This window comes from Aporhodopirellula aestuarii (assembly GCF_023701485.1).
Classification (GTDB): domain Bacteria; phylum Planctomycetota; class Planctomycetia; order Pirellulales; family Pirellulaceae; genus Rhodopirellula; species Rhodopirellula aestuarii.
Window position 1 is genome coordinate 45155 of the sequence record NZ_JAMQBK010000021.1, and the last position, 13668, is coordinate 58822.

Genomic DNA, 13668 nt, shown 5'->3' on the forward strand with positions numbered 1-13668 from the left:
ATCTGCGGCGGCGACGATTTTCGATTCCGATTTTTTTACCCGAGATGGGGAACTTCTACCCCTTCTCGAGCGTCGCACTCAGCAGCAAAGTGTGTTCGTCGCTAGACCGATGCGGGCCGGCCCCCACCGATGACGCGTAATGAGTTGGCAAAAGACGGCTCATTTCGAATATTTCCCCCAGAAACCTATCCCCATGCCACGTCACTCGCGACGCACCCACCGCAGGCTGTCACTTCAGGTGCTTGACGACCGCCGAGTGCTAGCGGCGATCGTCGGGAGTGTTTTCCACGATGCCAACGATTCGATTCGAAGAGATCACGACGAGCTGGGGCTGAGCGGGCGGTTGGTTTACGTCGACCAGAACGACAATGCACGCCTGGACCAGGGCGAACGTTATGCCCTGTCGGATTCCGAGGGCGAGTTCTCGATCGACGATATGCCCAACGGTGAATATGCCGTGCGGCTGTTCAACGCGACTAAGAGCCAGGTCCAAACGTCTCCGCATTCGGCGGTGCCTCTGCACGAGGCAATTTTGCGAGACGATCTCACGGCCGCTCTCGCCGCTGTCAAAGTCGATGCCGGCACACCGACCGAATATATCGCGTCGGGGGTCCTCGCCAGTGGCAGCGAATTGCAAACGATTGCTGCCGACGGAACCCGCGGAGCACCGGTCAGTTTCGACGGTGACATCACTCAAATCTCACGGCTGGCCGACGGCGCCATTCTGGTCGTGAGCGAAGACGTCGATGGCACTTCATTGACAATCATCGACGACTCGCTGTCTCAAACCGACTCATTTAACGTTCCTGATGTTGGCGTCACGCTTGACTCGGTTGGCAGTGACGATGTCGGACGTGGTGTTGCCGTCGCGGCACCCGCTGGCGATGGTGAATTGAGCGAATTGTGGATGGTCGACCGTACCGACCTTTCACTTTCGCCGACCGGGGTTATGGTCCAGCCGGGGACCGTGGTGACCTCCGACACGACCCAACGCGTCAACGACGGTCCTACCCGCAGCGTGCTCAGCCATTTGTCGCTCGCCGACGACGGTAACGGCGGAACGACCCAATCACTGGCGATTAGTTTCTGGAGCAACACCGACGGATCGACGTTGACCGACCCGATCATCGTTAGCGGCGCCAGCGAAGTGGTGGCGTTCCACGATGAAGCGGGCCTGCTGGTTCTGCGTTCGGGCGACCACCTTTCAGTTCACGACGTGGATTCAGGAAGCCTCGCCACGCTGTACACGATCGACGACACGCCGCCCGTCGCCGGAATTGACGCCGCCCGCGGCCTGATCGTGACGCTCTCGCCGCGTTCGCTCGGCAGCGAAGCATCGCCCAGCGAATCAGGGTTGCGGTTGCTCGACAGTGAAACCGGCTCGGTCGTGGCTGACCTAGCCATTGACCTTTCCGCCCTCGGCGACATCGCCGCGATTTCCTTGGACACGAACCTGCACAGCGTCGCGTTGGCAGGCGCTGCGGGCATGACGCAGGTTTCATTGCGCCGGCCTGCGGCCGCACGCGCATCGATCGCAGACGCAGATGCGGCCCCGCTGTCGTTCGGAGTCCGGCTGATCGGTGACAATTCGGCTCCTGATTTTGCGACACCACCGGTAATATCGGTTACCGAAGACGAGCCATACGTTTCGCCAGCACCGGGGCTGCTTGCCAGCGTGACGGACAAAGAGGGCGATGAAGGCTATGTCATTTTGCCTTCGGAATCACCCAGCTCCGGAATCGCGTCGCTGGGGCTCAACGGCCAGTTCGCGTACACGCCTTTTGATGATTTCGAGGGCATCGATACTTTTACCGTGATCCTGCACGATGGGCGTGACGCGACCGAAGCGGTCGTGACGATCAACGTAATTTCCGTGCCCGATGCCCCGGTAAGCGTCGAAGCGATCATCGCGCCGGTACCCGAAAACATTCTGCCAGCAGACCTTGGTGGCGAGTTCGACCCGATCGGCGTCATCACCATCATCGACCCTGACCAAGTCAACCAGTTCGACATCCACATTTTGGATGAAAATCGGGTCCCTGACCCACGATTCCAAGTGTTCGACGGAGAAATCGTCTTCATCGGTCCGGGCCGACTCGATTTCGAGAACGAGTGGGCGATCCCATTGATCTTCACGGTGACCGACCCTGACTCTGAAACGACGATTGAGTACGCCACCACGATCTCGGTCACCGATGCCGATGATCCGATCTCCGACATCATTCCTGACAACGCTAGGGTGCGAGAAAACACCCCCGGCGAGATCATCAAGTCGATCACGGTCATCGACGAAGACTTCGACCAAATCCATTCGCTCGATGTCGATGATGATCGGTTTGAAGTCGTTAATGGCGAGCTCAAACTCAAAGACGACAGATCGCTCGACCGCGAAGCTGATTTGATTGTCACGATCAACATCACCGCTTCGTTCGGCGATGACTCCTTTACGAAGCCGTTTCAGTTAACTGTTCTCGATGTCCCTGAAGTTCCCGAGAACTTTGTGTTGAGCGACGACACGGTGCTCGAACTCGAACCCGGTGATGTTGTCGGCGACCTCACGATCGCGGGGAACCCCGCCGCGAACGGGCACTCCCTGACGGTCAACGACCCGCGGTTTATTTTCGAAGGTTCGACGCTCCGACTCGCCGACGACAAATTCATCGAACGCACTCCCAACATTGACGACGAAATTATCTTGGAAGTGACGGCAACGCCGGACTCCGGTGGAGTGGAATCCGTGACAACGCCTTTCACGATTTTAGTCGTCGAGAACGACAAGCCGTTCCACAACGATGAGCTGCCAGAAGACGTCAACGGGAACGGCGAAGTGAGCGCGCGTGACGCATTGGCGATCATCAACTACCTCAACACCTATGGACCGGGGCCTGTCGGCGAAGGTGATCCTGCCTACGGATATGACGTCAATAATGACGGCATCGTCACGTCCCTCGATGCGTTGCTCGTCATCAACTTGCTCAACGTGACATCCACCAGCGGTGGCGGAACGGTTGGTAATGAGCCTGGCGGAGAACCGATCGACGAAAACGACGGCTCCGGCGCAGAGGATGGTATCGCTTCAGCATCTGACGCTGATGAAGTCGTGCCCGCGGCTCCGTTGAATCGCTCCGCCAGTCCACGCAGCGGGCGCGTGTCGTCACGCGACATCGCCATTTCAGAAGAGACGGCTCCCGAACCACTCAAGACGGTTGGGGAAGCGGACTCGGCAACGATGGAGCAAATGCTCGAGATGCTTTCGGCCGATGAGCCGGTTGACCCGAGCGATGAATCGCCGACCGATCAAGTCTTCGGCGAACCAGAAATCGACCTGCTCGGCTGAGCCCAGCCCAGGTATCCGATCTGCGACATGGGTGCGCGTCGCCGTCTTTTTTTGCCGACCTAGCAGCTTCTTGGGCAGGCCGCCAACAAATAGCTCAAGCCAAAGCTTGACCACGACGCGCGGAATCTGTACTTTTTGGTGTATGTTTTCGGGTTGGGCGATTAACCGCGTTGCTGCCGCGTTTGCGTTCGGCCAAACGGAACCATTTGAGCGAGAACGCATCCGCCTTCTATATCAACTTGCAGGGTTGCCATGAACGTCACACGTCAATCCAACAACAGGTGGCCCTTGCTCGTCATCGCGGGATGGCTGATCTGCGGAACCGTGGCATCAGGCCAATACAGCGTGGACATCAACCTCGAAGAGGCGCCGTTTGACTACATCGAAACTCAAGATGACAACCGAGTGACGCGGTTGGTCAAACGAATCGAATCGAAAGAGATCACCCTCGAGTTTACCTCGGAACGCGGGCATCTCGAGTCGCTGCTCGCCGCGCTCGAGATCCCTGCCTCGTCCCAAACACTCGTGTTTTCCAAAACCAGCATGCAGGTTCGTTACATCTCGCGTCGCAACCCGCGGGCGATCTACTTCAACGACGACACCTATGTCGGCTGGGTCAACGGCAGTTCCCTGGTGGAGATCTCGACGTTTGATCCGTTACTCGGCGCAGCGTTCTACACAGTGGAGATGAAACCTTGGAGCCCCAATATCGAACGGGCCGGTTACGATTGCCTGGGGTGTCACGCAACTTCGATGACCGGCGGCGTTCCCGGACACACGATACGGAGCGTCTTGCCGCAATTTGATGGCAGCGTTGATTCGCAAAAGCCGTCATATATCTCGAGCGACACGAGCCCGTTTTCGCAGCGGTGGGGCGGATGGTACGTCACGGGGCTGCATGGCGAGATGAGGCATATGGGCAACGCGATCTTGCGTGGCGGCGTCCTCGACACGTCAAACAGTTCCAACCGAATGAGCGTTCGCGACGAACTCGACTCCGCCAGTTACCTTTCGTCGCAAAGTGATATCGTCGCATTGATGGTGCTCGAACACCAAACTCAGATGCAAAACGAGATGGTCAAAGCGGACTTTTTCACCCGCAAGTTGATCCACGACGATGCGGACGTTGTGCTCACCGAAGAGCGGGCTGCCGAGCGAACCGAAATCTTGCGTCAGATCGCGCACGAGGTCGTGAAGCGAATGCTGTTCTGCGACGAAGCGACGCTAACCGATCCGGTGAAAGGTTCGGTGGTGTTCGCATACGAATTCAAAAAACGCGGGCCGAAAGATGCGCAAGGACGCTCGCTACGTGATTTTGACCTGAAGAAACGTTTGTTTCGTTATCCGTGTAGCTACCTGATCCACTCGGCATGCTTCGACGCATTGACTCCCTGTCTCAAAACAGAGATCTGTCGCCAGTTAATGGATGTTCTCAGTGGCAATGACACATCGGAAACGTTTGATCACCTGGATGCGGACGCGAAATCGGCCACCCTCTCGATCTTGCGAGAAACGAACCCGGAATTCCGCTCGTAAGTCGACTTCGGCACAACCAGCGTCACGCCGCAGACGGACGTGTCTCTATCTCTGTCCTTTGTCGTTTCTCTTAATTTCGCTATCGGCTTAGCCTGCCGCACGGCACAACTCTGCGGCTTGACGCAACCCCTCGTCGGGATCGCCAACCGGCCAATATTCCAAGCCGACAAAACCTTGATACTTCGTGCGCCGGATCGCGGCAAAGATCTCGGCGTAATTCAGTTCACCGACGGTGAGTTCATGTCGTCCTGGATTTCCCGCCGCATGGAAGTGGGCGATGTTGTCGATGTTACGTGTCAATCGATCGATCACGTGGCCTTCGCTGATCTGTTGATGATAAATATCGAATACGACTTTGACATAATCGCTGGCAACTTGATCGACAATCTCAAACGCTTCGTCGCTGCGTACCAAATAGTATCCAACATGGTCGACGAGTTCATTGAGCGGTTCGATTACCAAAGTGACGCCAGCTTGTTCTAGCATCGGCGCCGCTTGGCGCAGCCCGTCAACGAGCGACTGGTGCTGGTCCTGGCGAGGCACGCCGGGGAGAAAATCGCCGACTTGGGAAATCAGCGTTTTGCAATCGAGTCGCTCGGCCGCCTCGATCGACTCGGCGAGTCCCTGCAAATATTGCTCACGCAGACTCGGGTCGACCAACGAAATGAACTTGGTGCAACAGGACGCGATGGTCATGCCGTGCTTGTCACGATCCCGAATGATCTGGTCGAGATCCTTTTCCCACCAGCACCAGAATTCGAACGCATCAATCCCGGCGTCCGCAACGCGAGCGATCGCGTCTGATTCGTCAACGCCTTCGAAAACGGCATCAATGCAAACCGACAGTTTTGGATATTGAGACACGGGAGAGGTTCCGATTGTGGGAGTCACGGCGGGCAAGTGGCATGAGAGAAAATAGACGTCATGCCCATTGTTTTGAAGCCCTCGCGGGCGGTCGACACGCCCGCAGACGGTCTAAAACTCTCTCAAAACTCGAGTCCCGATCTGGCGGCGACCACTTCCCCGCGGACCAACGCACTGAGTTACAATTGCTCACCGGGCTGCCATTGCTCAGGGGTGCCATTGCTCTCCGATAAATAGCAATGAGCAAATAAGCCGCAACCCCTATCGACATTCGATACTTCCCACCAGCGATCCCCACCGAGAACACGAATGAAAGTCCCCCACCTATTATCGTTTTCCATCATTCTTGCCGGCCTTGGCTGTCTCGTCACTTGCGGACAATCTGTCGCTGCGGAAGCAACCGCAACGACGCCTGCACGGCCGAACATTTTATGGCTGACGAGCGAAGACAACGGTCCCGAGCTCGGCTGCTACGGCGACACCTACGCAGACACTCCCCATATCGACAACCTCGCCTCACGTTCGCTTCGATATCGAATGTGTTGGTCGAACGCACCGGTCTGTGCCCCCGCCCGCACCACGCTCATTAGCGGCATGTATGCGACGAGTCTTGGCGGGCAACACATGCGAAGCGCAGTTGCTCTTCCCGAGGGGATGAAGTTGTATCCCCACGTTCTGCGCGAGGCCGGATACTACTGCACCAATCACACTAAGACCGACTACAACTTCAGGCCGGCGGACAGTAAGGCGGGGTGGCACGACAGCGGAAAAACCGCGCACTGGAAAAATCGTCCCGATCCGTCCATGCCGTTTTTCAGTGTGTTCAACTACACGATCAGCCACGAGAGCAAGATCCGAAACAAACCCCACACGCTGGTTCATGATCCCGCCAAAGCGGTCTTGCCTGTTTACCATCCCGATACACCGGAGGTGCGCCGAGATTGGGCGCAGTATTACGACCGTTTGACCGAGATGGACAAAATGGTCGGTGCCGCGATCGCCGAACTCAATGACGCGGGACTCGCCGACTCGACGATCATTTTCTACTACGGTGACCACGGCAGTGGCATGCCCCGCAGCAAACGATGGCCGTTCAACTCGGGGCTGCAGGTTCCGTTGGTGGTCCACATTCCCGACGCCTATCGCGATCTCGCCCCGGCAGACTATTTGCCGGGTGGTGTCTCGGACCGATTGGTCAGCTTTGTTGACTTCGCACCCACCGCGATCAGTTTGGCCGGTGCCGAACCGCCGGCGAACATGCAAGGTGTCCCTTTCATGGGCAAGTACGCCGGCCAAGCGAAGAAGCATCTGTTCGGGTACCGTGGCCGGATGGACGAACGGATCGACATGGTTCGCAGTTGCACCGATGGGCGTTTCGTTTACATGCGTCACTTCTACCCCGACCGTCCGTACCTCAAGCACGTCGATTACATGTTCCAGACTCCGACCACTCGGATTTGGAAAGAACTTTACGAGGCGGGGCAACTCACCGATGCGCAGGCGAAATTTTGGCAGATCAAGCCAACTGAAGAATTATTCGACTTGCAGTCCGACCCGGACGAGGTTGATAACGTCGCGTCGCTGCCCGAGCACGAGGAAAAACTGGCGGAGCTGCGTGAGGCGACTCAGCAGTGGATGCGGTCGACCCGTGACTTGGGGCTGTTGACGGAGGCCGAGATGCACCGGCGGTCCGCCACCGTCGCACCGCGCACGCTCGGTTTGTCGGACCAATTCGATGTAGACGCATTAGTGGATGCCGCATGGGCAGCGGGAGATGCGTGGCAGGCCTGCGACGGGCAGACGATCGTGGCGATGCAAGAGCTTTGCCAAAGCGAGGACCCCGGCGTTCGCTATTGGGGATGCCGCGGGTTAGCGTTGGGGCTGGGGTCGCACGGGACCGTCCTGTCCGAAGACGAGATCTCGGCGGCAACGGGAACGCTGATGGAAAAACTCGAAGACGCCAATCCGAGCGTTCGTTTGGCGGCCTGCGACCTGCTGATTCGGCTCAACGACGAGGGGGCGCAAAGAGCGGCCGCTGAAGAATTGATGAATTTGGCGGATCTGCCTCGGGGCGGATACTACGTGGGAATCGCCGCGTTGAACGTGATCGATTACAACCGAAACGCGGTGCTGAGGCATTCGGGACGGGGATTTGATTCGATCCGGAAGGACCGCGAGGACGAACCGTCGCGGGGCAACGATTACATCGAACGCTTGCTCATCACGCTCGGACAACCGCAGAGCTGAGTCCATCGATTTGCGTTTGCGCCGCCTTACGCTCCCCAGCACTCTGCCCTCTTTCCCGATGGGGCTCGGGTGGCTAGGCTTTTGCGGGCCCGAAATCCAAGCCAAAACGCGTATTCGCCGCGTTTTCGGGCCCCTCTCAAGCTCAAATTTCCATCCTCTGACCCCTCGGCACGGTTCATGACAGCGACCACGACAGACCTACAAACACTGGCGATTGACACGATTCGCACGCTCAGCATGGATGCGGTCCAGACGGCCAATAGTGGTCACCCAGGAACGCCGATGGCGCTTGCGCCGATCGCGTATCAGTTGTTCCAAAACACCATGAACTATGATCCCGAACGGCCCCATTGGCCCGGACGCGATCGTTTCGTGTTGTCGTGTGGGCATGCATCGATGTTGCTATACAGCACCTTGCACCTGATCGGCACCAAAGCAACCGACAAGCACGGCAATCCGACCGGTGGCGAGTCGATCAAACTGGAAGACATCAAGAATTTCCGGCAACTCGGCTCCGTCTGCGCCGGCCACCCCGAATACGCGGAAGCGGCAGGAATCGAAACGACGACCGGTCCGTTGGGAGCGGGGGTCAGCAACAGCGTCGGGATGGCGATGGCCGAAAAATGGCTGGCTGAAAACTACAACACCGACGATTTGTCGCTGTTCAATTACAACATCTACGCGGTGTGCAGTGACGGCGACATGATGGAAGGTATCGCTTGTGAAGCAGCCTCGGTCGCCGGGCACCTGAAGCTCGACAACCTGTGCTGGATCTACGACGACAATCACATCACGATCGAAGGCGAAACGGATCTGGCGTTCAGCGAAGACGTCGGCAAGAAGTTTGAAGGTCTGGGTTGGAACGTGCTCCACGTCGACGATGCTAATGACATCGAGGCGCTCGGAAAGGCACTCGCGGCATTCGAAGCCTGCCATGACAAGCCAACCCTCATCGTTGTCAAGAGTATCATCGGCTACGGTGCACCGAACAAACAGAACACGCACGGAGCCCACGGCGCACCGCTGGGTTGGGACGAAATTGCACTCGCGAAAAAGAGCTATGGCTTCCCCGAAGACAAGAAGTTCTTCATCCCCGACGGCGTCAAAGAGCACTTCGCCGATGGCGTTGGGGCACGTGGCGCGGAGGCCTCCTCGGCTTGGGACGCCGCCTGGGAAAAGTACCAAACCGCTGAACCGAAAAAAGCTGCCGAACTGAAGGCAATTTTTGAAGGCAAGTTGCCCGAAGGTTGGGACAAAGACATCCCCGTCTTCGAGGCGAGCGAAAAGGGCGACGCGACCCGAAACAGCTCGGGCAAAGTTCTCAACGCGATCGCCGCGAATCTGCCATTCATGATCGGGGGTTCCGCCGACCTTGCGCCGAGCAACAAGTCGGACCTGACGTTTGCCGGTGCGGGTGAGTTTCTGCCTGGACAATACGGTGGTCGCAATCTGCACTTCGGCATCCGCGAACACGCGATGGCCGGGATCGTTAACGGATTGTGCCTCTCGGGGCTCCGCGGTTACGCAGCGACGTTCTTTGTGTTCACCGATTACATGCGTGGCGCGATGCGACTTAGCAGCATCATGCACCTGCCAACGCTGTATATCTTGACCCACGATTCGATCGGTGTTGGTGAGGACGGTCCGACCCACCAACCCGTCGAACACCTGACCGCGTGCCGTGCAATTCCTGGCCTGAACGTTTATCGCCCCGGCGATTCAAACGAGGTCGCTGAGTGTTACCGCACCGCGTTGCTCGACGCCAACCACCCTGCCGCGATGGTTCTGTCCCGTCAAAACATGCCGACACTTGATCGCACCGTCTATGCTCCCGCATCGGGATGCAGTCGCGGCGGCTACGTGCTAAGTGATTGCGAGGGGACTCCAGACGTGATCCTGATGTCCAGCGGTAGCGAGTTGTTCATGGCCGTTGACGCTGCCAAAACGCTCACCGAAGCGGGCAAGAAGGTTCGCGTCGTTAGCATGCCTTGCATGGACCTGTTCGCGCAACAGGATCAATCCTACATCGACGAAGTCCTTCCTCCCGCGGTTACCAACCGAGTGGCGATCGAAGCCGGCATTCGCATGTCATGGGATCGCTGGATCGGATCGGCGGGCAAGTTCATCGGTATGAGCGGCTTTGGAGCGAGTGCTCCTTACAACGTGGTCTACGAGCACTTCAACATCAACGCGGCCGCTGTCGTGGAAGCCGCGTCGGCGAGCTAGTCGACGAGGTCAACGCTTTGGGTCACAGGCCACCGCGTCTGTGATCCTTTTTCTGTTACGTCATATTTCATCCGAAGGAAGTTCTTTTGTCCGGTACATGTGTCATTGGTCTGCAGTGGGGAGACGAAGCGAAAGGCAAACTCGTCGATCTGTTAGCGCCTCGTTTTGATTGTGTGATCCGTTATCAAGGCGGTGCCAACGCCGGGCACACCGTCGTTGCCGGCGATGAGGTCTACAAACTGCACCACATCCCGTCGGGGATCCTTCACAGTGACGTGCAAAACTTCATCACCCCGGGTGTCGTGATTAACCCGACCACGATGCTTGAAGAGATCGACGGCTTGTCCGCTCGCGGCATCAATGTCGTCGAGAACCTCAAAGTGAGCGAGCGTGCTCACTTGGTTATGCCGTGGCACATGATCGAGGATGCGACCATCAACAAGGTCAGCGTTCGCGGTGAATCGATCGGTACCACCAACCGCGGGATCGGTCCCTGCTATCGCGACAAAGTGGGCCGGACGCACGCGATCCGTATGATCGATTTGATCGAAGCTTCGCGTGACGAGCGGATCGCAACGGTATCCGAGCAAAAAACCGTTTTGCTGCGGCAACTCGGGGCAACCGACGAAGAGCTCGCGTCGATCGCACCGGAAAAAATGGTCGCGCTTGCGGCGTCTTGGGCCGAGCGATTGGCACCGATGATCTCCGACACCACCGATTTGATTCTCGATGCGGCTGAAGCAAATCAAACTTTGCTTTTCGAAGGTGCTCAAGGGGCATTGCTCGATATCGATCACGGCACCTACCCCTTTGTGACCAGCAGCAACAGCAGTGGTGTCGGCGTTTGTGCCGGTGCCGGCGTCCCACCGAAATGGATCGACCACGTCCTCGGTGTCTGCAAAGCGTACAGCACACGAGTAGGTGGCGGTCCTTTCCCAAGCGAACTCAACGACGAAACCGGAGACAAAATTCGCAAGCTCGGTAACGAGTTCGGCACGACGACCGGACGCCCGCGGCGTTGTGGTTGGTTCGACGCGGTGGCGGTGCGGTACACCGCTCGGCTGTCAGGCGTGACCCGATTGGCCCTGATGATGATGGACGTCCTCGCTCACTTCGAGGAACTCAAAGTTTGCGTCGCGTATGAACTCGATGGCAAAGAGATCCATCACGTCCCCGCGCACGCGGATCAACTCCGACGCTGCAAGCCGATCCTGGAAACGATTCCTGGCTGGAACAGCCCCGTCGACGATGCCCGCAGCATGTCCGATTTCCCTGCCGGTGCGTTGGCATATGTCAAACGGATCGAAGAGCTCGTCGGCGTGCCCGTCGGGATTCTTTCGGTCGGTCCTGATCGCAGCCAAACCATTTTCACGGATAAAGCCGCCGCGATGGGCTTGGCATAGAACCGAGCGTTCGCGAAAACGCGTGATCCACGCATGGTTGGGGCGCTGCGCAGGTAGGCGGGAGTCTCTTTCGGTGTTTGCGACGGTTCCGACGCCCAACCAGGTGCAACGCTGGACGGTCAAAGCTTCGTCAAGACGTGACGGCACGCATTCGTCACGGACACGCGTCCGTGTTGCGGGAAAGAAAAGCGGAGCAAGTCGCAACGCGCCGACGAACAGAAGGATATCTCTTGCGCAGTCTGCCTTTCCACGTCGTAGCAAGGATTTGGCTGTCTAGCGCCTCGTCCAACCTGAACTTGGACGGGGCCTGAGCCGGATCGCTCGCTAAAAGACTTAGCGGAACGGCGGAAGCCCTTCGGTCTCACCCTCGTTCTCAATGCTGCGAAATCGCGAGGCTAACGTAGCGACAGATTGAAAGCCCACATCATTATAAAAAATGCACTAAACTGAGTTCCCAGTCGAAGCCGCCGAATCGCCCACGGCAGTTTTCAAATTCATTCGAGCATTGGTGGACGCACCCAGGCCGCGGCCGCAAGGAACTTCGAAGTGCTGTTCTTTCCGTATTCCACCGACGCGCCGGTCTATCACTACCCGATCGCAACGGGCACGATCATCGCGCTCAATGTGGCCGCCTTTGCGGTAACGGCGGTCCAGGTGGCAACAGGGAGTCTTGACCTCCAGGATCTCCGATGGCTGGCACTGACGTTCGATGGCATTCATCCGCTGCAATGGATCACGCATTCTTTCTTGCATATCCACCCGTTTCAATTGATCGTCAACATGTTGTTCCTCTGGAGCTTCGGGTTGGTGATCGAAGGCAAGGTGGGCGGACTGCTATTCAGTGCGATCTATTTCGGGATTCACATTTTTTGCGGCGCGCTGGCGCAGTGCATCCTTTTCTCCCTTTCCTTTGCTGTGCCAGCAATCGCTGACATGTTTGCCGTCGGGTCGGACAACGGCATCTATGTGATGATGGCGATGGCGCTGATCTGGGCCCCTGAGAATGAGATGAACTGTGTGTTCATGGTCTTGGTGCCGCGACTTGGAAAGATGGGTGGCGGCCTGATGACTGAGTTGAGGATCTCGACGTTGGCAACGGCGTATATCTTCATCGAAATGCTGATGTTCTTTTTCTTAGGCTTCGTGCTTTGGGAGGCCGGGTTCCATTTGCTATCGCTGCTGATTGGTGTGTTGATCGCGATGATCATGCTGAGGATGGAGTGGGTCGATTGCGAAGACTGGGATATCATCTCGCGCAACGAATGGTTGCACGGTTACCCGATACTCTGTAGTGAAGAACGTCGCGTGCGGCTCAATCAAAAAGTCGAAGTGCGGCACGATGCCGTTAGCATGGCCCTGGCCACCTCATCGACCGCTTCGACGAGCAACGCGTCGTACATGGGAGCGAGATCGGCAACGCTGGCGAGCTCCGCCTCGGGAGAGAAGACGGCAATCACGCCTCGTGCAACCAGCGGTTTGGTTCCGAACACCACATCGGCTCCGGTCGTCAACGACAAGAAAAAACGTCGCGGTCTGCTGGGCATGAAAGGAAAGAGTGCGGGGCCTCCGCCACCCACGCCTCAAGAAATCGCCCAGCAGCATCCGGACTTCAATCGCATCGCGATGCTGCTTCGGCAAGCGATCGCGAGCCGCAGTCTGATGATCGCCGAGCAACACTTTGACAAACTACAACAGCTCGGGCTGGTCAAGGGATTGGCGGACAAGACCCTATTCGATTTCGCTTCGCTGCTCTTTGCTCAAAAGAAATACCTACCCGCCCTGGCTCCCCTGCAGCTGATCGTTGCACACGGAGGGCCTTTGACATGGGACGCAATGATCCGGATCTCGCAGATTCAATTGAAAGTCATGCATCTCCCAAATGAGGCGGCCAAGACGCTACAAAAAATCCGTTTTCCGGGAGAGGTTTCCGAATCTCCCGCCGGGCTGAGCGAAGTCCAACAAAAGATCATCGTGCGGCGAAACACGTTACTCGAACAATGTGGCGTTCAGCCACCGCCACTTATCGCCAAACGCGATGGTCCGAAGTAGAATCGT

At 57.5% G+C, this 13668-nt stretch carries 7 protein-coding genes; 6 read left to right on the forward strand and 1 reads right to left on the reverse strand.

All coding sequences use genetic code 11. The features are described from left to right. Positions 1–193 precede the first annotated feature (193 nt). Positions 194–3337 (forward strand): dockerin type I domain-containing protein, encoded by a 3144-nt coding sequence (locus NB063_RS06780; RefSeq protein ID WP_250927999.1) that lies wholly within the window; start codon positions 194–196, stop codon positions 3335–3337. A 252-nt stretch (positions 3338–3589) separates the two neighbouring features. Beyond that, on the forward strand, positions 3590–4873 hold the full coding sequence (locus tag NB063_RS06785) for a hypothetical protein (protein WP_250928000.1): 1284 nt from the start codon (positions 3590–3592) through the stop codon (positions 4871–4873). 87 nt (positions 4874–4960) lie between these two features. Here NB063_RS06785 and NB063_RS06790 read toward each other — a convergent pair whose 3' ends face one another. Continuing rightward, the gene (locus tag NB063_RS06790; RefSeq protein WP_250928001.1) at positions 4961–5737 is read right to left on the reverse strand and encodes a hydroxypyruvate isomerase family protein; all 777 of its coding nucleotides are present in this window, start codon (positions 5735–5737) and stop codon (positions 4961–4963) included. Between the two features lie 309 nt (positions 5738–6046). Between NB063_RS06790 and NB063_RS06795 the strand changes: the two genes are divergently transcribed. From NB063_RS06795 to NB063_RS06810, 4 genes are all read left to right on the forward strand, one after another. Next, complete coding sequence (locus tag NB063_RS06795; protein ID WP_250928002.1) at positions 6047–7984, forward strand: sulfatase-like hydrolase/transferase; 1938 nt, start codon at positions 6047–6049, stop codon at positions 7982–7984. 177 nt (positions 7985–8161) lie between these two features. Further along, positions 8162–10210: a transketolase gene (tkt, locus tag NB063_RS06800; protein ID WP_250928003.1), complete on the forward strand. Its 2049-nt coding sequence runs from the start codon at positions 8162–8164 to the stop codon at positions 10208–10210. Positions 10211–10296: 86 nt separating this feature from the next. Continuing rightward, positions 10297–11613, forward strand: a complete 1317-nt coding sequence (locus tag NB063_RS06805; RefSeq protein WP_250928004.1) for an adenylosuccinate synthase — start codon at positions 10297–10299, stop codon at positions 11611–11613. Between the two features lie 546 nt (positions 11614–12159). Further along, complete coding sequence (locus tag NB063_RS06810) at positions 12160–13662, forward strand: rhomboid family intramembrane serine protease (protein ID WP_250928005.1); 1503 nt, start codon at positions 12160–12162, stop codon at positions 13660–13662. Positions 13663–13668 lie beyond the last annotated feature (6 nt).

Bases quoted from the DNA above. Each gene is read 5' to 3' on its own strand.
- NB063_RS06780 (WP_250927999.1), top strand. From the start codon at position 194: ATGCCACGTCACTCGCGACGCACCCACCGCAGGCTGTCACTTCAGGTG.
- NB063_RS06785 (WP_250928000.1), top strand. From the start codon at position 3,590: ATGAACGTCACACGTCAATCCAACAACAGGTGGCCCTTGCTCGTCATC.
- NB063_RS06795 (WP_250928002.1), top strand. From the start codon at position 6,047: ATGAAAGTCCCCCACCTATTATCGTTTTCCATCATTCTTGCCGGCCTT.
- tkt (WP_250928003.1), top strand. From the start codon at position 8,162: ATGACAGCGACCACGACAGACCTACAAACACTGGCGATTGACACGATT.